Origin of the sequence: Aggregatibacter kilianii, assembly GCF_003129965.1 — a bacterium.
Classification (GTDB): domain Bacteria; phylum Pseudomonadota; class Gammaproteobacteria; order Enterobacterales; family Pasteurellaceae; genus Aggregatibacter; species Aggregatibacter kilianii_A.
Genome location: NZ_NRCJ01000015.1, coordinates 1 through 22,116 on the forward strand (window position 1 = coordinate 1; position 22,116 = coordinate 22,116).

The window sequence follows — 22,116 nt, forward strand, 5'->3', positions numbered from 1 at the left end:
CTCACTCTATTTCTAAATCTATCAAAAACGAATCTTCAAGTGCCCACACAGTTTGTCTGATTGATTGTTAAAGAACATTTGCTCTAAGCAAGGACGCAAATTATAGATGAAGATCTTATTTGTCGTCAAGAAAATTTTTGTGTATTTTCTTTTAGTTACTGCCTTTGCAGTGCGGAGGCGTATTATAGGGATCGAGATAAAAGGATCAAGCGGATTTTTACACTTTTTTATCGATAGCTTAGAAAAAATACAATTTGCTTATTTCAGCTGCAAAAATGCTTCGGAAAATGACCGCACTTTTTGCCAATCCGTGTATTCAATTTCTTTAGTCGGATCCGTTTCGCCGCCGGTAATTCGCATGATGAGTTGGATCATGATGCGATCAAAGAAACCATAGCGCGGATAAAGCAACGCGCCGGCAAACACTGCTGACATTGTCGGTTTCCAAGTAATTCGTTGCAAAAATTTGCGTACATATATATTGGTTTCCGGCGTGGATTTCTCCGGTTTGCGCGCCGTCAGATTCACGCCAAAAAACGCCGTCGTCTTTTGATTCAAAAGTGCGGTGTGTTTTTCGAGCATTTTATAAAGTTGCTTGTTGAAATGCCCGTAACGAATTGAGGCGCCGATAATAATGCGGTTGTAATCCGCCAATTCAAATACGTCGTTAATCGACTTCACATCAACATCCGACGCAATGATTTGCGCAATATAATCGGCAATTTTCTTGGTTTGCCCATCATGTGTGGAATATAAAATGAGTGTTTTCATTAGGATTTCCAAAATGCCGGCGTGAATAAAACTAAAAGGGAAAAAATTTCTAAACGTCCGCAAACCATGGCTAAGGTCAGGATCCATTTTGCATTGTCCGGAATGCCAACAAAATTACTGCTCACCGAACCCAGTGCCGGTCCCAGGTTATTTAAACAGGCGATAACGGCGTTAAAAGCATCGAATGTTTCGACGCCACAACTGATGACGCCCAACAGGCAAATCACGAAAACCAGTAAGTAGGCGGAAAAGAACGCCCAGATACTTTGAATCACCCGTTCGTCGAGAACCCGTTTACCCAGTTTGACGGGATACACTAAATTCGGGTGAATTAAGCGTTTAAGTTCCCGCTTACCTTGCAAATAAAGCACCAAAATCCGCACCACTTTTAAACCGCCGCCGGTGGATCCGGCACAGCCCCCGATAAAGGAGGCAAATAATAAGAGGATCGGTAAAAATAGCGGCCATTGCTCAAAACTGGATGTGGTATAACCCGCCGTAGTTGAAATCGAGACCGATTGGAACGCCGCTTGTTCAAGGTTCTGAAAGGTTTCGTCAAAATGATGATTGCTCAGTAACATAGCAAAGCAAATTAAGATCAAAGAAAGCTGGATTAACATGAAAAAACGAAATTCCGGATCGCGAAAATAGCTCAGAAAAATGTTCCGTTTACCCAGTTGTGAAAAAGCATTGAAATGCAAGGCGTAGTTACAGGCGGAAATCAACAAAAAGACAACGGTAATGATATTGACTGCGGAGCTATCAAAATAAGCCATGCTTCGGTCATGGGTGGAAAAACCGCCGATGGAAACCGTAGAAAAGCTATGGCTGATGGCATCAAAAGGCGACATGCCCGCAAGCCAGTAGGAAAACGCACAAAGCAGGGTTAATGAAGCATAAATGATCCACAGCGTTTTGGCGGTTTCGGTAATCCGCGGGCGCATTTTATTTTCTTTTAACGGACCGGAAATTTCCGCGCGATAAAGGGACATTCCGCCGATGCCTAATAAAGGAATAATCGCCACCGCCAATACGATGATCCCCATGCCACCCAGCCATTGTAATAATTGACGATAGAACAAAATCGCTTTCGGCAGGCTGTCTAAGCCGACAATCGTTGTTGCGCCGGTCGTGGTTAACCCGGAAAAAGATTCAAAGAATGCCGCCGCAACCGTTAAATCGGGATCTTCAAATAACATGAAAGGAATAGCACCGAGACTGCCCATCACCACCCAAAAAGCGACAACAATCAGAAACCCTTCGCGCGAGCGTAATTCTTCTTTATGATGGTGACACGCCCACCAGAGGATCACACCGGCAATGGCGCTCATCACAAAGGACTGAATGAAGGCTTTACCGCCGCCATCGCCGTACAATAACGCAACAAATGCCGGAAGTAACATGGTGCAGGAAAAGCACATGACTAAAATCCCGACGATGCGTAAAATGGATAAAAAATGCACTAAAAATCTCTCTTATTCAATTTCTGCTAAAACTAATTGCCCGGCGGAGCGCTCCGTTAACGCCTGTTGGAAAGCTGCTAATGTATCAGGACGTACAGCTAAACGCAAAGTCACCTGCGCTTGAAAATCTTGTTCCACAATCAACACGGCATACTGTTCGCACAGCACCTGAACCCGGTTAATCTGTGCATAATCGCACCGCACTTCATAATGCCGACAAGCGACTTTCGTGTCCGTCGACAATAATTTCAAAGCCTGCTGAACGCCGCCGCTATAAGCGCGTACCAACCCGCCGGTGCCCAACAAAATACCGCCATAATAGCGCACAACCACGGCGCTGATTTCCCCTAAACCGCTGCCTTGCAATGCCGCCAACATGGGTTTACCGGCTGTGCCGCCCGGCTCACCGTCATCGGAAAAACCGAATTGCTGAGAATCTTTAGGATTGCCGGCAATTGTCGCCCAACAACAATGGCGCGCATTCGGGTGCAAGGTTTTGATTTCCGCCCAGAACGCTTTTGCCTGCGCCAAACCTTCCGTATGCCGCAAGTAAGTGATAAAACGGCTCTTTTTAATTTCTTCGGTAAAATCCACCGCACTTTTGGGGATGCGATATTCAATCATATGTCTAACACATTTGAGGAATTTTGCTGATTTTGTATCATACTTTATGTATTATACCCCGTAATTTTCCCTAATAAATAACAAAAATGGATAATATAAAAATCACTCAAACACTTGATACCATTGGTTTGCGTTGCCCGGAGCCGGTCATGTTGATACGCAAACATATTCGCCACTTGCAAGAAGGCGATGTGCTTTTGATGCTGGCGGACGACCCGGCGACCACCCGTGATATTCCAAGTTTCTGCCAATTTATGGATCATACCCTGCTACACAGCGAAACCACACAAATCCCTTATCGTTACTGGGTTAAGAAAGGTAAATCAGTTTAAAAATACAAAAAAGTGAGGCATTTATGCTAAATCCAAAAAAAATAGAGCATGTTATACAACAAATTCAAGATAATCTGCCAAAAGGGATTAAAGACTTAGGGCAAGATGCGGAAGCCAAAATCAAGCAGGTGTTACAGGCACAATTGTCCAAACTGGACATTGTTACGCGCGAGGAATTTGACGTGCAAACGCAGGTGTTAATGCGCACCCGTGAAAAATTAAGCGAACTTGAAAAACGACTGGAAGCACTCTCTGCCGCAAAAACAGAATAAATTCCGACCGCACTTTTGTTTAAAGCATCCACTTAACACAGGAGAGAAGTATGTCAGCGTTCCAGTATTTACAAGAAAAACGTAAGCAATTGAATCTCAAAGTCAATGATGTTTGCCAAAGGGCGAATATTACCCGCGCATATTTCAATCAACTCGTCAGCGGAAAAATTAAAAATCCCAGTGCAACAAAATTAAGCGCGCTACATCGCGTGCTACAAATTAATGCGCCGAACAATAAAAAAGTCGGAGTGATTTTCGGCAAATTTTACCCTGTTCACACCGGCCACATTAACATGATTTACGAAGCGTTCAGTAAAGTGGATGAAGTGCACGTCATCGTGTGCAGCGATACGGAACGGGACTTGCAGCTGTTTTACGACAGCAAAATGAAGCGTATGCCGACCGTGCAGGATCGTCTGCGTTGGATGCAACAAATTTTTAAATATCAAAAAAACCAAATTTTTATCCATCACTTAATCGAAGACGGCTTGCCGAGCTATCCGAACGGTTGGCCGGCATGGGCGGAACGGGTCAAAGCCTTATTTAAAGAGAAAGGCTTTAACCCAAGCATTGTCTTCAGCAGCGAGATTCAAGACAAAGCGCCTTATGAAAAATACCTCAATCTGGACGTTTCTTTAGTCGATCCGGAACGCGCCTTCTTCAACGTTTCCGCCACGAAAATTCGCACCGAACCCTTCCATTATTGGAAATTCATTCCGAAGGAAGTGCGTCCGTTTTTCGCCAAAACCATTGCCATTTTAGGCGGTGAAAGTAGCGGTAAAACCGTGCTGGTGAACAAACTGGCAACGGTGTTTAACACCACATCCGCCTGGGAATACGGCCGCGAGTTCGTGTTTGAAAAACTGGGCGGTGACGAACAGGCAATGCAATATTCCGACTATCCGCAAATGGTGCTGGGGCATCAACGTTATATTGACTACGCCGTGCGACATGCCCATAAAGTCGCCATTATCGACACCGATTTCATCACCACACAGGCATTTTGTATTCAATACGAAGGCAAAGCCCACCCGTTTTTAGATTCCATGATCAAAGAATATCCCTTTGACGTCACCATCTTATTAAACAACAACACGCAATGGGTCGATGACGGTTTGCGCAGTCTGGGCAGCCAAAAACAGCGACAACGCTTCCAACAATTACTCAAAAAATTGCTGGATAAATACAATGTGCCTTACATTGAAATCGAATCGCCGAGTTATTTGGAACGTTATAATCAGGTAAAAGAAATTGTGGAGAAAATCCTCAATGAAGAAGAATTGCCCGAATTAAACAGCGACCACGGCAATACCATATTTTAAGTTCAGGCGATAATGATGCTTTTATTTGCAGGCGACCCCCACGGGAATTTTGATCACCTTTACCCGTTCTTAAAAGAACGTAAGGACGTGGCGCTGATCATTCTGGGCGACTTACAGCTCACCACCCCCGAGCCGTTAGAAAAATTAGCCCAATATGCCGACATTTGGTTTATTCACGGCAACCACGACAGCAAAACCGTGGCGGCATTTGAATCTATTTGGGGAACCGAATGGAAACAGCGCAATTTACACGGGCGCGTACAAGAAATTCAGCATAAAAAAATTGCCGGTTTGGGTGGTGTATTTCGCGGACAAATTTGGATGCCGCCGAACAAGCCGCTATTTTTCGATCCCATTCATTTTTGCCAATATTGTCCATCAGAAAAAATCTGGCGCGGCGGTGTACCTCTACGCCACCGGACTTCAATTTTTCCGTCAGATATTGAAATTTTTGAGCAACAACAAGCCGATATTCTCATTTGCCACGAAGCCCCGAAACCACACCCGTCAGGCTTCGGCGTCATCAATCAGTTGGCGGAGAAATTAGGCGTGACGCAAATTTACCATGGGCATCACCACGAAAATTTTGATTATTCCGGCTTTCCTCAACAGCGTTATCAAATCATCAATGTGGGATTCCGCAGCCTGTGTGATGAAGCGGGAAATTATCTTTACATCGGCGTGGATGACAGGAAATAAAAAACGTTGCTAAAAAAGACCGCACTTTCCAACAAAATCGGCGAACTGCCCCTTAATCTCCGGCAATTTTATGCGATAATACCGACCCACTTTCTTTAGGATGAACTTATGCTATTAAAAAATAAAACTTTCGGCAGTGCCTTAATTATCGCGGGAACCGCCATTGGCGCCGGGATGCTTGCCATGCCGCTCACCTCCGCCGGCATGGGATTCGGCTTCACCGCCGCACTGCTCATCGGACTCTGGTTACTGCTCGCTTACAGCGGATTACTTTTCGTTGAGGTTTACCAAACCGCCAAACGCCAAGATGACGGTGTCGCAACCTTAGCGGAAAAATACTTCGGCATTCCCGGACGTATTATTTCTACCGTTTCGCTTTTCATTTTGCTCTATGCTTTATCCGCAGCCTACATGACCGGCGGCGGTACGTTGCTTGCAAATGCCTTACCAAAAGATCTGTTAGGTTCCGCCGATAGCACATTAAAAATTTCCATTTTAATCTTCACCTTTATTTTGGGCGCCTTCGTGGTTATCGGCACTAAAGGTGTGGACGGCATCACAAGAGTGTTATTTTCGGGTAAAATCATCGTCTTTATTCTCGTGCTCGCCATGATGTTGCCGAAAGTCATCGGCGAAAACTTAATGGCAATGCCGCTGGATTATGCATTAATCCTCTCCGCCGGTCCGATTTTCTTCACCTCATTCGGCTTCCATGTGGTAATGGGCAGTATCAATAATTATCTGGAAGGGGATGTAAAACGCTTCCGCTCCGCCATCATCATCGGCACCGCTATTCCGCTCGTCGCCTATTTATTATGGCAATTAGCCACACACGGTATCTTAAGCCAAAACCAATTTGTTGCCGTACTCAAAGACGATCCCACATTAACCGGCTTGATTAATGCCACTAAAACCCTACAAGACACCACGTTATTAAGCCAAGTCTTACCGATATTTTACTCATTGGCACTCATCACCTCCTTTTTAGGCGTCGCACTAGGCTTATTTGAAGGGCTAAATGACTTATTCAAACGCACAAAAATGCCGGCAAATCGTATAAGTTTAACCATCGCCACCTTCATCCCACCGCTGATTTTCGCCTTGTTCTACCCTAACGGCTTCCTCGCCGCATTAGGTTACGCCGGTTTACTCTGCGCCTTCTATTGCCTCATCCTGCCTATCGGCTTGGCATGGCGCGCAAGAAAACAATACAAAGATCTGCCTTACCGCGTCGCAGGCGGAAACTTCGCACTCGTTCTGGCGCTGCTTATCGGAATCGCCATTATCATCATCCCGTTCCTTACCGAAGCCGGTATTCTGCCGAGAGTCGTAGGTTAAATTTACCTGAAAATTTGACCGCACTTTAAAACACCATCGGCACCTTAATAAGGTGCCGATTTTTTTTATGAGAAATGCCATGAAAAACGCAGTAAAAAACCACCGCACTTTTACAATAAGTCTAACGCCTTCATCTGGTTAACCACCTCCTTCACCGCAATTTGCGCCATGAGATTTTCTCCTTTTAGCCTGGTTGCCCAAGGCAGTTGAGAGGAAGATTTGCCGTATTCTTTTTGTGCATTTTGTTCATACACGGAAACGACGTTTGCCAAATTGTAATAAGGGCCGGTACGTAACGGATTGTGGTAGGCATACAAGCCAATGACCGGCGTGCCTTGCGTGGTAGCGATGTGCGCCGGGCCGGAATCCGGCGAGAGTACCAAATTCGCTTCACGGATTAACGCAGTGAGTTGGGGTAAAGTCAATTTGCCCGCCGTATCCATCGGTGCAAAATCACATAAGGCTTTGATTTCCTCAATCATCGCCAACTCACGAGGCGCGGGAGAACTGCATAAAATCACGTTGATGCCCTGTTGATGAGCAATATTCGCCACCTCGGCATAACGTTCCACTAACCAATCTTTTTCTTTTTTGCTGGAACAAGGTGAAATCAGCAGATTTTTGCGTTGGGGATCAACATATTGTCGCACTGCCGCCAACTCCGTTTCCGTTACCGGCAAATCCCATTGTGGCGGTGCAGGCGGCACGCCCAGATACTCGGCGAACGCCATAAAACCGTCCAACACATGGGGATTGACGGGATCCTGAATGCGGCGGTTGGTAAACAGCCATTGCCCCTCGCGCGCCCGTTGTTTGCCGAAACCGATGCGATATTTGGCGTGAATGCCAAGCGATAAAATGGATGCACGAAACGCCGTTTGCATATTCAGCAGTGCATCAAATCGGCGATGTTTCAGCTGTCGCCACACATTCCGCACGCTACGCCAACCGCACTTTTTGTCATACACGATAAACTCGATGCCCGGCACGTGACGAAACAGTTGCGCCTCGGTTTTGCCGATAATCCAAGTGATTTTCGTCTCTTTCCAATGGCGTTGGATATGTTGCACTGCGGCAAGAGCGTGACAAACATCGCCGATAGCGGACAAACGCAGAATGCAAAGAGATTGGGGAGCTTGAGAGAAAAGAGCCATGAATTTCGTTATCTCGCTTAAATTTGGGAATCGGTCTATTTTAAAGTAGAATGCGCCTATTCGCTATCTCATTTTCGTCACTCAAAATGCTTGAATTTCAACTTAAAAACGACTTTTTTCTATTTAATTTCGATCAACCGTTGGCAAACCAAGAACGCTTTTTCGATGCCGATTTCTGGCAGCAACAAAACCGCATTATCGGCTCGGCAAAAGGGCGCGGCACTACTTGGTTTCTACAAACCGTCGATTTATTCGGCGTGAACACAGCATTACGTCATTATTATCGCGGCGGCTTATGGGGCAAAATCAATAGAGATCGTTATCGTTTCAGTGAATTAAAAAACACCCGTAGCATCGCTGAATTTAATCTGTTAAATCAATTACATCAGGCAGGCTTACCGGTTCCAAAACCCATCGGCGCACGGGTGCGTAAAGGCAATTTAGGCATTTGTTATCAAGCCGATTTGTTGAGCGAAAAAGTGGAAAACGCCCAAGATCTGACCGCACTTTTGCAAACCCGAAACCTCGAACCGAACCAATGGCGACAAATCGGCGCGTTAATTCGCCGTTTGCACGATTTACAAATCTGCCACGCGGATCTCAACGCCCACAATATTTTATTTCAGCAAAAAGAAAGCGGCAGCCAATTCTGGCTTATCGACTTTGATAAGTGCGGTGAAAAATCCGGGAGTTTTTGGAAAGAAGCAAATCTACAACGGCTACATCGTTCTTTCAGTAAGGAAGCGGAACGCATGCACATCCAATTCAATGAACAAAATTGGCGGGCGTTGTTGGAGGGGTATTCAAATTAATCGTTTGCCACAACCGGTGCGATTACACGCTCCCTACCCGCGCTTCTCCTGCAACGCCTTCAACACCGCCGGCGGGACGAGTTGGCTCATGTCGCCGTTGTGTAGGTAAATTTCGCGGATCATCGTGGAGGAGACGTAAGACCATTGTTCCACCGGGGGGAAGAACAGGCTTTCGACGCCGTGGGTGAGCAGGCGGTTAAGGTGGGCTAACTGGACTTCGTATTCAAAATCCGTGGTGCTGCGTACGCCGCGAATGATGGCTTTGACGTTGTATTCGGCGATGGTATGCGCCAGTAAATTATTGAATCCGATAACCTCTACGTTCGACAAATGTGCGGTTGATTGGCGCACCAACTCCACCCGTTCCGCCAAGCTAAATAACGGCTTTTTGCTCGGGCTTTCCGCCACCGCCACTAAAACGCGCGGAAAAATCACCGCACTTCGTTCAATAATGTTCAAATGCCCGTTGGTTAACGGGTCAAAGGTGCCGGGATAAATTACCGTCGTCATGAGTTCACCTCGCTTAAATAAGGTTTTAAGAGATCCATTACGCGTTGCAACGCGCCGCGATTTTCATTTAACACGGCGTAACCGACATTGCCATACTGTTCGCTCAGTTTCGGTGATTGTAAAAATTGCGCTACCACCTCCGCCACGGCTTGCGGATTTTCATCCGTTATCCGCACGCCTTGGCGTTCAATTAATTTGCCGAACACTTCAGGGAAATTGAAGGTATGCTTGCCGCTGATCACCGGCAATTTAAACGCCAGCGGTTCCAGTGGATTATGTCCGCCGTGCGCCACCAAACTGCCGCCCACCAAGGCGATATTCGCCATACCGTACAGCAACATCAACTCGCCCATGGTGTCCCCGAGCAACACTTGGGTTTCCGCCTGCGGAACGACATGACTGCTACGACGAAGATAATTAAACCCTTGCTGTTCAATGAGTTGCGCTACCGAATTAAACCTTTCGGGGTGACGTGGCACCAGAATCAGCAATAAATCGGGGTAACGTTGCAATAAAGTGCGGTGACTTTTTAAGATGATTTCGTCTTCGCCTTCGTGGGTACTGGCGGCAATCCAAATAGGGCGTTGAGTGTGCCACTGCGCTTTTAACGCGGAAATTTTGCTCAACAAATCGTCCGTTAAATTCAAATCGTATTTAATATTTCCCGTTAATGTTAACCGTTCCGGCGCAATGCCTAACCCCGCATAACGCGCCAAACTCACCTCATCTTGCGGCGCAATTAACGTGATGTTATCTAATAGCGGTTTTAACGGATTTTTAAACCAACCGTAACGCTTGGCGGAACGCGCGGATAAGCGGGCATTTACGATAATAAAGGGAACCTTTCTTTTTGCCAGCTGATGAATCAGGTTAAACCACAGCTCCGTTTCAATCACCAACGTCAAACGCGGTTGCACAAAATCAATAAAGCGGGCGACCGCATCAGGCAAATCGTAAGGTAAATAAACGTGGGTGACCGTTTCGCCGAAAACGGCTTTCACGCGGTCGGAACCGGTGGGCGTCATGGTGGTGACGGTGATCGCCAAATGCGGGTAATCCTGTTGAATACGTTTAATTAGCGGCACGGCAGCGATAACCTCCCCTACCGACGCGGCATGAATCAGCACGCCGTTGGGTTTCGGCGCGGGTAATTCGCCATAAAAGCCGTAACGTTCGCTTAAACGCTTACGGTAATTCGGCGCTTTAAGGCTTCGGAATAACAGAGAAAGCCATAAAAACGGCTGCACGAGATACATTAAACAGGTATAGAAAAAACGTAACATAGAAAATACGCCGGCTTATGTTAGAATTGCGAAAATTTAATAATGATAAACAAGCGCTTAGTATAAGCGTTTGGGACAGATTCACAAAGGATAAAAATATGCCTAGCATCAGCGTTGCAATGATTGTCAAAAACGAGGCGCACCATCTCGCATCCTGTTTGGATACGGTGAAAGATTGGGTGGATGAAATCGTGATTTTGGATTCGGGCAGCACCGACGACACGCAACGTATCGCCGAACAATACGGCGCAAAATTTTATCGGAACACCGATTGGCCGGGCTTTGGCAAGCAACGCCAGCTTGCCCAGCAACAGGTCACAAGCGATTATGTGCTGTGGCTGGACGCCGACGAACGGGTTACGCCGGAATTACGCCAATCCATTCAAAACGCAGTGGCTCAGGACGCACCGAATACGGCATATAAAATCCCACGTTTAAGCGAGGTATTCGGCAGCCAAATTCGCCACTCGGGCTGGTATCCCGATTATGTGATTCGCCTGTATCGCACGGATTTCGCGCGCTACGGCGATCAACTGGTACACGAAAAAGTAGAATTACCCGCCAACGCCGACATTCAGAAATTAAACGGCGATTTGCTCCACTACACCTATCAAGATATTCATCATTATTTGGTGAAATCCGCCGGTTACGCCAAAGCCTGGGCGGAACAACGGGAAAAAGCCGGCAAAAAAGCCACCTTATGGCAAGGCATTAGCCACGCCATCGGCTGTTTTGTAAAAATGTATTTTGTACGCTTGGGATTTTTAGACGGCAAAGCGGGCTTGCTACTCGCAATTCTCTCCGCGCACTCGACGTTTGTGAAGTATGCGGATTTGTGGGTGCGGACGAGGGGAAAATGAAATGAAAAAATGCAGCGTTTAGGCTGCATTTTTTGATCTTGAAAAACGTTTTGAAAAACCACCGCACTTTCCGCTACAAAATCATCTTCACTAATTTATCCGCTTTAATGCGGGCGAATTTTTTCAGCAGTTTTTGTACCGGCGCCGGGTATTGATCCATCTCTTCCAATTCGGTGTAGTGTTTTAACACCGTGGTGTGCTGGCGGATGTGTTCCAGTTCTTTTAACACTTGTGGACGCAGTTGCTGTTTCGGGTCGTGAATAAATAAACCGTTTTCCGCATCCAACCGCCAAGCGCGCGGGTTAAGGTTATTGCCGGTAAGCAGAATATAATTTTCATCCACCCAAATGCCTTTCAGGTGATAAGTATTGTCGCCGTCTTGCCACATTCTTACGGAAAGTTGCCCTAGCGAAATTTCCCGTTCAAATTTTTTGCTGAAACGGCGCAAATTGCTTTCGTATAAATACGGCAACGCCCCCGCCATTTTAAACGGTTGATCAGGCGGAATATAAAAATCGTTCGCCACTTTATTACCGACGATAATTTCAATTTGTTTGCCTTTGCCGAGCAAATAGCGGATTTTTTGCTGCAAAGTATTCGGAAAATTGAAATATGGCGTGCAAATGGTCAATTTTTCTTCCACCAACTGGAACAAATCTTCAATTGTCGCATTCAGAATATTTCCCGCGCCGCCCAAACCGAATAACGGGGTAATCGTTAATTCATCACCAAAAGACACCGCACTTGGTAACTGATATTGCGCATAAGCCGCAAGATTTTTACGAAAGGCACGAATATTGCCGCGAATTTCTTTGGTTTTCGGCGGGTTGGCGGCATCCAACGGCAACACCACATCAGAATCCAACAGGTTCTGGCGCACGAAATTCACCATAGCATCGGCTAACGCGGGATGGGTGATTTTTTGATAACGATCGTAACGGTATTTCTCATTTTGCTGTAAATACACGTTATTAATGCTGGCGCCGCTGTAAAGCACAGTGTCGTCAAACACAAAGCCTTTAATGTGCAGAACACCAAACACTTCTCGGGTATTAATCGGCACACCGAAGAACATATGCGGATCCTCGGCAAGTTGATATTTCTGGCGGGTTTCGTAATACCAATCGGCATTGGTAGCGCTTTTCTCCGCACCTAACAAATTGCGCTGCGCGCGATGCCAATCAATTAAAATTTTTACTTCCAGTTTCGGTTTATCTTGCTTTGCACGATAAATTTCGTCCAGAATCTCTTGCCCTGCCTCATCATTTTGCCAGTAAAGTGCGGTCACAATAATGCGCGTTTTTGCTTGCCGGATAAGTTGAATAATCTCGCTTTTAAACGCCGTCGGACTATAAATAAATTCCACCTGCTCCGCCTGCAAAGTCAAACATGGTAGGCTTTCAAGACGCTTGCGGGCACGTTCGGTTTTATCTGTAAACATAAAATTCTCTATAAAGACGCAATGAATAAGAACGTAAATGCATTTTAATTAGCCCCGTAGTTTACAATATTTATCACCCGCCTTGGTAGAAAAAAGGTTTTTTTTCGTTATAATGCTCACACTTTTACACTAAAAATGAACAAAATCCGTTCATTTTCCCGCTACTCACATCGGCATGCACTATGAACCAACAATCAAACAAACCGACCTTTAAATCCGCCAATAAATCTTTTCAGGGAAAACCGTTCAACGAGCGCAGCGTCGGCGCAGACCACAAAAAACGCGATAAAAACCGACCGCATTTTAACTCACCAAAATCCGATTCACGCCAAGAGTTCACTCGAAATAAAGACACCAAACCCAAATTCAAACGCAGCGAACCGCAAGAAAAAACCTTACATATTGCCGAAAGCACCATGAAAAAAGCGGGCGGTGCCGAGGGCGGCGTGAAAGTGACGGTGAAAAGCAGTCGTTTCGATGATAAACCGAGAGAGAAAAAAACCGGCCCGCTGTCGCCGCGCGCACCGGAAAAAATCAAAAAAAATCGGGCGGAAGAAATGAAAGTTTACGGCGAAAACGCCTGTTTAGCGTTGTTTGAACAACGCCCGGGCAGTATCGTGCGCTTGTGGGTGACGGTGCAAACGGCGCATAAAATCGGCGATATTTGCAGTTATTTAGCCGCCAACAAAAAGGTGTATCACATCGTCGATAACGACGAGCTCACCAAAGTCAGCGGCACCGAACACCACGGCGGCATTTGCATGCTGGTGAAAAAAGCCCATCCGTTCACGTTGCAAGGCTATTTGGACGTGCCTCACCAAGAAGATTGTTTGGTGCTGTTGGATGGTGTCAATAACGCCCAAAACATCGGCGGCATTTTACGCACCTGCGCCTTTTTCGGCGTGAAAAATATCATCGTGGAAGACGCGGAAAGCCTGAATTCTGCAGTAACGCTACGCGTCGCAGAAGGCGGTGCGGAATATGTTCGCGTACTGGAAACCGACGATACCCGCAACGCCCTTGCGCAATTGCGCCAAGCGGGCTATCAAATCGTTCACGTCTGCCACGACAAAAACGCCGGCGCACTGGATAAAGTGCGGTTAAAAAATAAAACGGTTTTCGTGTTAAGCGAAGGCTCCACCGAAGCCTTGGCAGAAAAAACCGACGAACAGGTTCGCCTGTCTTTCGACAGTCCGCTGAAAAACGGCTTAAACGTGTCGGTTAATGCGGGGATTTTATTGGCGAAGTGGTATTTTAATGAGTAGAGTTATCAGTTTCAGAACATTAATACCTAATTTTATTCCAAGTAAAAATATTGGTGTAAATGGGTTAGGTATAATTTATGGAAATATTGAATTTGCACGAGGTCATTGCTTTATTAGTGCAAGTATCTTTATGCATAACACATCAGTAAAAAATAACTGCATATTTATTATTAAAATAACAGTTATTGATCAAAATTACCGAACTATTCATGAAAATATATTAAAAATTGATACCAGCCAAAGTTACATGCTTGCGTCCGATCAACGATTTTTAGGAGAAACCTCTTTCCATGTACCTTCTGCGTATAAAGGGAAGAAGCTAAAAATAAAAATGAGCATGCAATGTATCTATGATTCAGGTTCTGGGCTAGTAACAAACTGGTTTCCATCAACACATACCGAAGAGGTTATTGCAGAATGAAAAAATTTGTCATTTTTCTTGCGGTAACAATCGCTTTCATTTCTTCCTTTTATTGGCACAATAATAAACAAGATCAAGATCTGTTTAATGAATACCAACAAAGATATATTTCAAGTTTACAAACCAACAATCACAAAGAATTTATAAGCTTGGCTTCCGATATTGAGAAAATTCTAATTAAAAATAATAGTGAAAAATGGCAATTAATGTACGTAAACATTCTTGTTGCACAGTTGCATGAATATGAAAAAGCTGTAGATATAATGGAAACTATGCCGATAATGCATAAAGATGCCGCTTTAGGATTAGGTTTATGTATGTTAAAAGAACGTTTAGAAAAACCCTATAAAACTTGCTATCAAGATGTCATTAATAATGTGCCGGAGCCTAAATATAATGATATGAATTACTGGGCAGCGGCAGCCGCATTAAGCTTACCTTATACAAAAGAGGATATGGATAAATCGGAAATCTCGCGTGAGCTTCTTGATGAGTATTTCGCCACTGTTTCAAATAGAAAGAGATTTTTACAAGAAATGTTTCCCTAACCTTTACAACTTATCCGCATGATGAATCAGCACAAAACGTTCCCAAAGCTGGTCTTCGCTTTCCACATGATCAGGGTCGGTGATGATGCATTTGCTGATGGGGCACACTTTTTGGCAGGTGGGTGTGTCGTAGTGGCCGACGCATTCGGTGCACAAATTGGGATCAATGACATAGATCTCATCGCCGATTGAAATGGCTTCATTCGGGCATTCCGGCAAGCACATATCGCAGTTTGTGCATTTGTCAGTGATGAGTAGTGCCATGGGGTCCTCGGGGAAAATGAAAGGGTCGGATTATAATCAATACGCTAACAAAATTAAAGGAATTTTATGGATCAAAAACGTATGTTATTGCTGTCATTTTTCGTGGTGGCGTTTTTAATGTTTTTACTTGCCGGTTGGTATTATTTTTCTAAACAAAAACAAGCCGTTGGCGTGGTAATCGATCGGGATTACGATTACATCATGAAAAACGATCCCATCGGGCAGAACAAAAAAGCGCGTACCGATTATTACACGCTGGTGTTGTCTTGGTCGCCGGCATTTTGCGAACGTCAACGTAAACAATACGGCGAGGATTTGCCGAATTCCTTGCAATATCAATGCGGTTTGACTCAACAATTCGGTTGGATCGTACACGGTTTGTGGTCACAAAACGAACAGGCGAGACGGGTTTCCGATCATCCGCGTTTTTGTCAAGGCGACTTACCAAAACTGTCACAAGAGCTTATCGAACGCTATTTGCCGGAAATGCCCGGCGCCAATTTGATCCAGGGAGAATGGGAAAAACACGGCGCCTGCATTTTTAACAATGCGCAGGATTATTTAGAAAAGATCAAAAATTTATACCGCACTTTAAAGCTGCCGAATTACGAATTAAGCCGTACCGAGCTTTTTAAATGGATGAAAAAGAATAACCCGCAGTTGCAGGATGTTTATCTTGGTGCGGCACGTAACGAATTATTTATTTGCTACGATTTAAACTGGCAAGTGATTGATTGCCCGCGCAATCGCACCGGTTATTAAATAATTTTGAGAATCGTTTGCGTAGGATCAAAGGAATTGAGGTTACAAGCTACTTAGATCAGGGTATAATACGGGACAGTTTTTATTTTAAATTTTTAACAAGCAAAGAGGTAAATTATGTCAGTAATTAAGATGACCGATTTAGATTTGAACGGTAAACGCGTATTTATCCGTGCCGACCTGAATGTGCCGGTAAAAGACGGTAAAGTCACTTCCGATGCGCGTATTCGTGCCACCATCCCAACCTTAAAATTAGCCTTGGAAAAAGGCGCTAAAGTGATGGTCACCTCCCACTTAGGTCGTCCGACCGAAGGTGAATTCAAACCTGAAGATTCCCTCCAACCTGTTGTTGATTATTTAAACGAGCATCTTGATGTGCCGGTACGTTTGGTGCGTGATTACCTCGACGGTGTTGATGTGAAAGCCGGCGAAATCGTGGTGTTAGAAAACGTTCGCGTGAACAAAGGCGAAAAGAAAAACGATCCTGAATTAGGCAAAAAATACGCCGCACTTTGCGATGTGTTCGTGATGGATGCTTTCGGTACCGCACACCGCGCGCAAGCCTCAACTTATGGCGTGGCAGAATTTGCACCGGTTGCCTGTGCAGGTCCGTTACTTGCCGCAGAATTAGATGCCTTGGGCAAAGCGTTAAAAGAACCGGCACGTCCGATGGTGGCTATCGTGGGCGGCTCTAAAGTTTCAACTAAATTAGAAGTATTGAACTCCCTGTCTAAAATCGCTGACCAAATCATCGTGGGTGGCGGTATCGCCAATACCTTCATCGCAGCAGCAGGTCATAATGTCGGTAAATCTTTATACGAAGCGGATTTAATCCCGGTTGCCAAAGAATTAGCGGCAAGCACCGACATTCCTGTGCCGGTTGATGTGCGCGTCGGTACTGAATTCTCCGAAACTGCACCGGCAACAGAAAAATCCGTGACCGAAGTGAAAGATGACGAATCTATCTTCGACATCGGCGACAAATCTGCTGCACAACTTGCAGAAATCATCAAAAATGCGAAAACTGTTTTATGGAATGGTCCGGTAGGCGTGTTTGAATTCCCGAACTTCCGTAAAGGTACGGAAATCATTTCTCACGCTATCGCCGACAGCGACGCCTTCTCCATCGCGGGCGGCGGTGATACGCTTGCGGCAATCGACTTGTTCGGTATCGCAGATAAAATTTCTTATATCTCCACCGGCGGCGGTGCGTTCTTAGAATTCGTCGAAGGCAAAACCTTACCGGCAGTAGAAATTCTTGAGAAACGCGCGAACGGTTAATTTAACCACAAATAATCGTAGGGTGGGCTTGCCAGCCCACCAATATTTCTGAATCTAACGGTGGGTTAGCAAACCCACCCTACCAGTTCAATTAGATAAAAAAGGAAACACAACTATGGCTAAATTATTAGATATCGTAAAACCGGGCGTGCTTACCGGTGAAGATGTGCAAAAAGTATTCGCATATGCGAAAGAACACGGCTTTGCTATTCCTGCCGTAAACTGCGTAGGTTCCGACTCCGTCAATGCCGTATTGGAAACTGCCGCCCGTGTGAAAGCCCCGGTGATCGTTCAATTCTCTAACGGTGGTGCGGCGTTCTATGCAGGTAAAGGCATTAAGCCGACCAGCGGAGCCCGTCCTGACGTATTAGGTGCCATCGCAGGTGCGAAACACGTTCATGCTTTAGCCAAAGAATACGGTGTGCCTGTGATTTTACACACCGACCACGCCGCGAAAAAATTACTGCCATGGATTGACGGCTTACTTGAAGCCGGTGAAAAACACTTCGCCGAAACCGGTCGTCCATTATTCTCTTCCCACATGATTGACCTTTCCGAAGAACCGATGGATGAAAATATGGCAATCTGCCGCGAATACCTTGCCCGCATGAGCAAAATGGGCATGACGCTTGAAATCGAAATCGGTATCACCGGCGGTGAAGAAGACGGTGTGGACAACTCCGACGTAGATGAATCCCGTCTTTATACCCAACCGTCCGATGTACTTTACGTTTACGATCAATTACATCCGGTCAGCCCGAACTTCACCGTTGCGGCGGCGTTCGGTAACGTACACGGCGTGTACAAACCGGGTAACGTAAAATTAAAACCGTCTATTTTAGGCGCAAGCCAAGAATTCGTGGCGAAAGAACGTAATCTTCCTGCGAAACCGATTAATTTCGTCTTCCACGGCGGTTCCGGTTCTTCCCGTGAAGAAATCCGCGAAGCCATCAGCTACGGTGCAATCAAAATGAACATCGACACCGACACGCAATGGGCATCTTGGGACGGTATCTTAAACTTCTATAAAGCGAATGAAGCATATCTTCAAGGTCAATTAGGTAACCCTGAAGGTCCGGACTCTCCAAACAAGAAATACTACGATCCGCGCGTTTGGTTACGCAAAATGGAAGAGTCTATGTCTAAACGCTTAGAACAATCCTTTGAAGACCTCAACTGCGTTGACGTTTTATAATTAAAAAACACCGTAAAAACCGACCGCACTTTGCGAAAGTGCGGTCATTTTTTTAAGCGTTTTATTGCCGATGATGAACATGACAAAAAACAAATTTGCCTCCCCCGCGTGGTTTATTAATGCTACCTTGGTATTCTTTTTTACCTGCCTGCTTTTGCTGAAACAGGGCTATAATTATGCCCCGGCAATCTTATCTTTAATGGGGGTGGGATTTTTCATTTATCGCTTAATTCGCAAGCCGAATGATAATCCCGGCGACACCGGCAGCGACAGCGTTTTTATCGCCGCTCTGCTCTTTTATGTGACGCTATTCTCCCTTTCCATTTTGTATCATCACGGCAAAATTCGGGAATTTGATAACCCGAGCCGTATTTTGTTTTTTTTAACCTTATTGCCTTTATTCGCGCGCTATCCGATTCGCTTTCATTGGCTTTTGCACGCCATTCCCTGGGGCAGTCTGATTGCCGGTATCACCGCCATTATTCACCGTTTTGTGCTGCATTATGAAATGGCGTTTATGTACCAAATGCACATTCAGTCGGGCGATATTGCCATGTCGCTGGGGATGTTTTCTTTAGCCGTCACCTTTTATTTTTTCATCAGACGACAATATCGCGTCGGCGCCTTATATTTCGCCTTCAGCCTGATGGGTGTGTTCGCCAGTTTATTATCTACCGCGCGCGGCGGTTGGATTGGCGTGCCGTTTGTGATCAGTTTAATCTTATTCGCTTACCACCGTGCTTTATCGAAAAAATTCTTCGGCGGATTTTTTATTCTCCTCGCCCTGATTGCCACCACCGTCGCTATGTTGCCGAACACCAAAATTAAGGAACGCATCGCAGCGGCAGAATACGACATCACCGCTTATTTTCAGAAAAATAACGGTTCCACCTCCGTGGGCGCGCGTTTTGATATGTGGAAAAGCGCCATGTTAATGGCGCAGGAAAAACCGATTTTCGGCTGGGGCGTGCAAGGCGTCACCGAAAAACGCAAACAACAGTATGAACAAGGCTTAATCAGCCAATACGCTGCCTCCTTTAATCATGCGCATAACCAATATTTCGACGATTTATCCAAACGCGGTATTTTAGGGTTGCTTGCCTTACTTGGTGTGTTTTTCGTGCCGTTGCGCTTTTTTATGCGACACCTCAAAAGCACTGATGCCGAACTGAAACTGGCTTCATTGTTAGGCGCGGTACACATTGTTTCCGTGATGTTCTATTGTTTTAGTCAGGGATTTTTCAGTCACAATTCGGGCAATATTTTCTATTTTTTCCCGGTTATCGTCTTTTACGCGTTAGTGAAACAACTTAACGCCGAAGCTGAGAACAATCGTCATGCATAACGCCGCACTGTTGCAATTTGCCGCACAATTCCCGTTGCAATATATTCAGGGCGAACGGGGCTGCCGCCTGGCTTATCGACATTTCACCCATCATCCCGTCGCCCGTAAATTGGTGATCATGGTGAACGGCAGGGCGGAAAATATCCTGAAATGGACGGAAATTGCGCAGGATTTTTATACTCAGGGCTATGATGTGCTGCTATTCGATCATCGCGGACAAGGCTATTCGCAGCGGTTATTGAAAGATCCGGAAAAAGGCTATTTGGACGAATTTCGCTTTTATGTGCAGGACATGGCGAAAATAATCGAAAATCTGACCGCACTTTATCCTTATCCGCAGCAATATTTGCTCGCCCATTCCCTCGGCGGGCTGGTTTCCGCTTATTATCTGGCAAATTTTGATCATCGCATTGAACGGGCGGTGTTTTCCGCACCGTTTTTTGGTGTGCCGCTCAAAAAGCCCACGCGCGACGAGCTGCTGCTGAATTTGATGATGTTATGGGGGCAAGGGGAGCGCTATGTGTTCGGCAAAAGCGCCTACAAGCCGGTGGATGCGGAACACAATGATTTAAGTCATAGCGTGGCGCGTATGCAGTGGATGAATGAGGTGAATCGGGAAAATCCTCAACTGAGACTGGGCGGACCGACCTTCCGCTGGGTGCATTTGTGTCTGACCGCCATTAAAAATCTGCCGAAAGTCCTGCCCCGCATTGAAACGCCGGTGTTGTTGCTGGAAGCGGAACAGGAAAAGATCGTAAATAATAAAACGCTGAAAAAACTGACCGCACTTTTGCCCCACGGCGAACGGCGAAAAGTCCGGGGCGCCAAGCATGAAATTCTGTTTGAAATTGATGACATTCGTCAGCCGGCGTTGCAATGGATTTACGATTTTCTTAATCCAGACAAGCCCGCATAAGCAATACGCCGAACCAAGTAAACAGCAGGGTTCCGAACAAATGGGTAGCGATAACGCCAAGCCCCAGCGTCCATTTTCCGTTCAATAGATTTTCCATCACTTCCGCCGAAAAGGAAGAAAACGTCGTCAAACTGCCAAGAAAACCGGTGACCAGAAAGAGCTTCCACTCATTGGAAATTTGCGGAAAATGCCAGAATAACGCCAACAATAAGCCGATGAGAAAACACCCCAGATAATTGGCGATTAAGGTGCCGAAAGAAAACATGGCGAATAGCGGATTCAGCCATAAGCCCAACATCCAACGTAACCCGGCACCCAATGCTGCGCCGCCGCTAATCAGCAATAAGGCGGAGAACATGATCAGTAAATGCCGTAAATCGCACGCAAATAGGATGCCACCGCTTCATGTCCGTGGCGGCCGATCACTTCCAGTTGTGGACAGGCTTGTACCAAACGCGGATCGGCGTTGCCCATAATGCAACCTTTGCCCACTTCCGCCAGCATTTCCACGTCGTTCATGCCGTCGCCGAAAGCGATACAATCCTGCAAACCGTATTCCCGTTGTCCGATCACCTGTGCAAGTGCGGTGGCTTTTGACACATTTTTATTCATCACTTCCAAACAAATCGGCGTGGAATAGGTCATGCTGATTTGTTCGCCGAAATCCTTACGAATACGTTGTTCGAGCTCCACTAAATCTGCCGGCGTGCGCCCGATAAAAAACACTTTTTCCGTATCTCTGCCGTGGTGCCGTTTAAAATCCACAATGTCGTAGGTAAAACCGGAATCTTTGTGATATTTCGCCAGTTCGGGAATGTCTTTGTTGATAAACCAACCTTCCGCCTGATAGCTGTTGACGCAAACCCGTGTGTCGTCAAAAGGCAGGTTCATGATTTGATAGGCAATGGTTTCAGGCAGGGAATTATTGAGCAGCAACTCGCCGTGCAGATTATGCGCCTGTGCGCCGTTTGAGGTAATCAGCACCGCGTCCTTCACTTTGGTTTTCTTCAAAATGCTGGACACATCAAAATAATTACGCCCGGTGGCAAGCACGATATCCACCTTGTTGTCGTACAAGCGCTCCAGCGTTTGCGCGGTAAAATCACCGACCACATGGTGTCCGTTAAGTAATGTACCGTCCATGTCGGAAACAATGGCGCGGTAAGGCAGTTTTTGCATGATTTATTACCTCAAAGAAAATGAATGGCTAATGGTAACAAATTTTGAGCAAAAATATT

Annotated in this window: 25 protein-coding genes; 15 read left to right on the top strand and 10 right to left on the bottom strand. The window is 45.8% G+C overall.

Annotated features, from left to right (window positions below):
- Nucleotides 1-258: 258 nt before the first annotated feature.
- The 3 genes from hemG to DK430_RS10905 are packed head-to-tail and all read right to left on the bottom strand — an operon-like array spanning nucleotide 259 to nucleotide 2,858.
- Nucleotides 259-771, bottom strand: a complete 513-nt coding sequence (gene hemG / locus DK430_RS10895) for a menaquinone-dependent protoporphyrinogen IX dehydrogenase (RefSeq protein WP_109079087.1) — start codon at nucleotides 769-771, stop codon at nucleotides 259-261.
- Complete coding sequence (locus DK430_RS10900; protein ID WP_109079088.1) at nucleotides 771-2,234, bottom strand: TrkH family potassium uptake protein; 1,464 nt, start codon at nucleotides 2,232-2,234, stop codon at nucleotides 771-773. Before DK430_RS10900 ends, hemG begins: the two co-directional genes overlap by 1 nt.
- A 12-nt stretch (nucleotides 2,235-2,246) precedes the next feature.
- Complete coding sequence (locus DK430_RS10905) at nucleotides 2,247-2,858, bottom strand: YigZ family protein (protein WP_109079089.1); 612 nt, start codon at nucleotides 2,856-2,858, stop codon at nucleotides 2,247-2,249.
- 86 nt (nucleotides 2,859-2,944) lie between these two features.
- Between DK430_RS10905 and tusA the strand changes: the two genes are divergently transcribed.
- From tusA to DK430_RS10930, 5 genes are all read left to right on the top strand, one after another.
- Complete coding sequence (gene tusA, locus DK430_RS10910; protein ID WP_109079090.1) at nucleotides 2,945-3,190, top strand: sulfurtransferase TusA; 246 nt, start codon at nucleotides 2,945-2,947, stop codon at nucleotides 3,188-3,190.
- Between the two features lie 23 nt (nucleotides 3,191-3,213).
- Nucleotides 3,214-3,462, top strand: coding sequence for a ubiquinone biosynthesis accessory factor UbiK (ubiK, locus tag DK430_RS10915; RefSeq protein ID WP_109079091.1), 249 nt, complete (start codon nucleotides 3,214-3,216; stop codon nucleotides 3,460-3,462).
- A gap of 50 nt (nucleotides 3,463-3,512) precedes the next feature.
- Nucleotides 3,513-4,784: a multifunctional transcriptional regulator/nicotinamide-nucleotide adenylyltransferase/ribosylnicotinamide kinase NadR gene (gene nadR, locus DK430_RS10920; protein ID WP_109079092.1), complete on the top strand. Its 1,272-nt coding sequence runs from the start codon at nucleotides 3,513-3,515 to the stop codon at nucleotides 4,782-4,784.
- Between the two features lie 15 nt (nucleotides 4,785-4,799).
- Nucleotides 4,800-5,483, top strand: coding sequence for a metallophosphoesterase family protein (locus DK430_RS10925; RefSeq protein ID WP_109079093.1), 684 nt, complete (start codon nucleotides 4,800-4,802; stop codon nucleotides 5,481-5,483).
- A gap of 108 nt (nucleotides 5,484-5,591) precedes the next feature.
- Complete coding sequence (locus DK430_RS10930) at nucleotides 5,592-6,821, top strand: aromatic amino acid transporter (RefSeq protein ID WP_109079094.1); 1,230 nt, start codon at nucleotides 5,592-5,594, stop codon at nucleotides 6,819-6,821.
- Nucleotides 6,822-6,931: 110 nt separating this feature from the next.
- On the opposite strand, the gene DK430_RS10935 is transcribed toward DK430_RS10930, so the two are convergent.
- A complete protein-coding gene (locus tag DK430_RS10935) occupies nucleotides 6,932-7,975 on the bottom strand; it encodes a glycosyltransferase family 9 protein (protein ID WP_109079095.1) in 1,044 nt (347 codons plus the stop codon).
- A gap of 86 nt (nucleotides 7,976-8,061) precedes the next feature.
- Here DK430_RS10935 and DK430_RS10940 point away from each other — a divergent pair, with 86 nt between their 5' ends.
- Nucleotides 8,062-8,787: a 3-deoxy-D-manno-octulosonic acid kinase gene (locus DK430_RS10940; RefSeq protein ID WP_109079096.1), complete on the top strand. Its 726-nt coding sequence runs from the start codon at nucleotides 8,062-8,064 to the stop codon at nucleotides 8,785-8,787.
- Nucleotides 8,788-8,820: 33 nt separating this feature from the next.
- Here DK430_RS10940 and coaD read toward each other — a convergent pair whose 3' ends face one another.
- Together coaD and waaA are read right to left on the bottom strand one after the other, a co-directional pair.
- The gene (coaD, locus tag DK430_RS10945) at nucleotides 8,821-9,297 is read right to left on the bottom strand and encodes a pantetheine-phosphate adenylyltransferase (RefSeq protein ID WP_109079097.1); all 477 of its coding nucleotides are present in this window, start codon (nucleotides 9,295-9,297) and stop codon (nucleotides 8,821-8,823) included.
- Nucleotides 9,294-10,580 carry a lipid IV(A) 3-deoxy-D-manno-octulosonic acid transferase gene (gene waaA, locus DK430_RS10950; RefSeq protein WP_109079098.1) on the bottom strand — a complete coding sequence of 429 codons (1,287 nt, stop codon included), beginning with the start codon at nucleotides 10,578-10,580 and terminating at the stop codon, nucleotides 9,294-9,296. Before waaA ends, coaD begins: the two co-directional genes overlap by 4 nt.
- Nucleotides 10,581-10,678: 98 nt before the next feature.
- Here waaA and DK430_RS10955 point away from each other — a divergent pair, with 98 nt between their 5' ends.
- Nucleotides 10,679-11,440 (top strand): glycosyltransferase family 2 protein, encoded by a 762-nt coding sequence (locus DK430_RS10955; RefSeq protein WP_109079099.1) that lies wholly within the window; start codon nucleotides 10,679-10,681, stop codon nucleotides 11,438-11,440.
- Between the two features lie 73 nt (nucleotides 11,441-11,513).
- Here the strand turns inward: DK430_RS10955 and pssA are convergent, their stop codons facing one another.
- Nucleotides 11,514-12,881 (bottom strand): CDP-diacylglycerol--serine O-phosphatidyltransferase, encoded by a 1,368-nt coding sequence (gene pssA, locus DK430_RS10960; RefSeq protein ID WP_109079100.1) that lies wholly within the window; start codon nucleotides 12,879-12,881, stop codon nucleotides 11,514-11,516.
- 182 nt (nucleotides 12,882-13,063) lie between these two features.
- Between pssA and DK430_RS10965 the strand changes: the two genes are divergently transcribed.
- The 3 genes from DK430_RS10965 to DK430_RS10975 are packed head-to-tail and all read left to right on the top strand — an operon-like array spanning nucleotide 13,064 to nucleotide 15,115.
- Complete coding sequence (locus DK430_RS10965) at nucleotides 13,064-14,146, top strand: tRNA/rRNA methyltransferase (protein ID WP_109079101.1); 1,083 nt, start codon at nucleotides 13,064-13,066, stop codon at nucleotides 14,144-14,146.
- Entirely contained in the window at nucleotides 14,139-14,567 is a 429-nt protein-coding gene (locus DK430_RS10970) for a hypothetical protein (RefSeq protein WP_109079102.1), read from the top strand. Before DK430_RS10965 ends, DK430_RS10970 begins: the two co-directional genes overlap by 8 nt.
- Nucleotides 14,564-15,115 carry a hypothetical protein gene (locus DK430_RS10975; RefSeq protein ID WP_109079103.1) on the top strand — a complete coding sequence of 184 codons (552 nt, stop codon included), beginning with the start codon at nucleotides 14,564-14,566 and terminating at the stop codon, nucleotides 15,113-15,115. Before DK430_RS10970 ends, DK430_RS10975 begins: the two co-directional genes overlap by 4 nt.
- Nucleotides 15,116-15,118: 3 nt before the next feature.
- Here DK430_RS10975 and DK430_RS10980 read toward each other — a convergent pair whose 3' ends face one another.
- Nucleotides 15,119-15,379 carry a YfhL family 4Fe-4S dicluster ferredoxin gene (locus tag DK430_RS10980; protein ID WP_109079104.1) on the bottom strand — a complete coding sequence of 87 codons (261 nt, stop codon included), beginning with the start codon at nucleotides 15,377-15,379 and terminating at the stop codon, nucleotides 15,119-15,121.
- A gap of 66 nt (nucleotides 15,380-15,445) precedes the next feature.
- Between DK430_RS10980 and DK430_RS10985 the strand changes: the two genes are divergently transcribed.
- The 5 genes from DK430_RS10985 (at nucleotide 15,446) to DK430_RS11005 (ending at nucleotide 20,878) form a co-directional block, all read left to right on the top strand.
- The gene (locus tag DK430_RS10985; RefSeq protein ID WP_109079105.1) at nucleotides 15,446-16,141 is read left to right on the top strand and encodes a ribonuclease T2 family protein; all 696 of its coding nucleotides are present in this window, start codon (nucleotides 15,446-15,448) and stop codon (nucleotides 16,139-16,141) included.
- Nucleotides 16,142-16,258: 117 nt separating this feature from the next.
- On the top strand, nucleotides 16,259-17,422 hold the full coding sequence (pgk, locus tag DK430_RS10990; protein WP_109079106.1) for a phosphoglycerate kinase: 1,164 nt from the start codon (nucleotides 16,259-16,261) through the stop codon (nucleotides 17,420-17,422).
- Nucleotides 17,423-17,537: 115 nt separating this feature from the next.
- On the top strand, nucleotides 17,538-18,617 hold the full coding sequence (gene fbaA, locus DK430_RS10995; protein WP_109079107.1) for a class II fructose-bisphosphate aldolase: 1,080 nt from the start codon (nucleotides 17,538-17,540) through the stop codon (nucleotides 18,615-18,617).
- Between the two features lie 199 nt (nucleotides 18,618-18,816).
- Entirely contained in the window at nucleotides 18,817-19,962 is a 1,146-nt protein-coding gene (locus DK430_RS11000) for an O-antigen ligase family protein (protein WP_109079140.1), read from the top strand.
- Nucleotides 19,955-20,878 carry an alpha/beta fold hydrolase gene (locus DK430_RS11005; RefSeq protein WP_109079108.1) on the top strand — a complete coding sequence of 308 codons (924 nt, stop codon included), beginning with the start codon at nucleotides 19,955-19,957 and terminating at the stop codon, nucleotides 20,876-20,878. Before DK430_RS11000 ends, DK430_RS11005 begins: the two co-directional genes overlap by 8 nt.
- On the opposite strand, the gene crcB is transcribed toward DK430_RS11005, so the two are convergent.
- Together crcB and DK430_RS11015 are read right to left on the bottom strand one after the other, a co-directional pair.
- Nucleotides 20,856-21,236, bottom strand: coding sequence for a fluoride efflux transporter CrcB (crcB, locus tag DK430_RS11010; RefSeq protein ID WP_109079109.1), 381 nt, complete (start codon nucleotides 21,234-21,236; stop codon nucleotides 20,856-20,858). The two genes, DK430_RS11005 and crcB, sit on opposite strands and share 23 nt — an antisense overlap.
- Nucleotides 21,237-21,238: 2 nt before the next feature.
- Complete coding sequence (locus DK430_RS11015; protein ID WP_109079110.1) at nucleotides 21,239-22,057, bottom strand: Cof-type HAD-IIB family hydrolase; 819 nt, start codon at nucleotides 22,055-22,057, stop codon at nucleotides 21,239-21,241.
- Nucleotides 22,058-22,116: the final 59 nt, after the last annotated feature.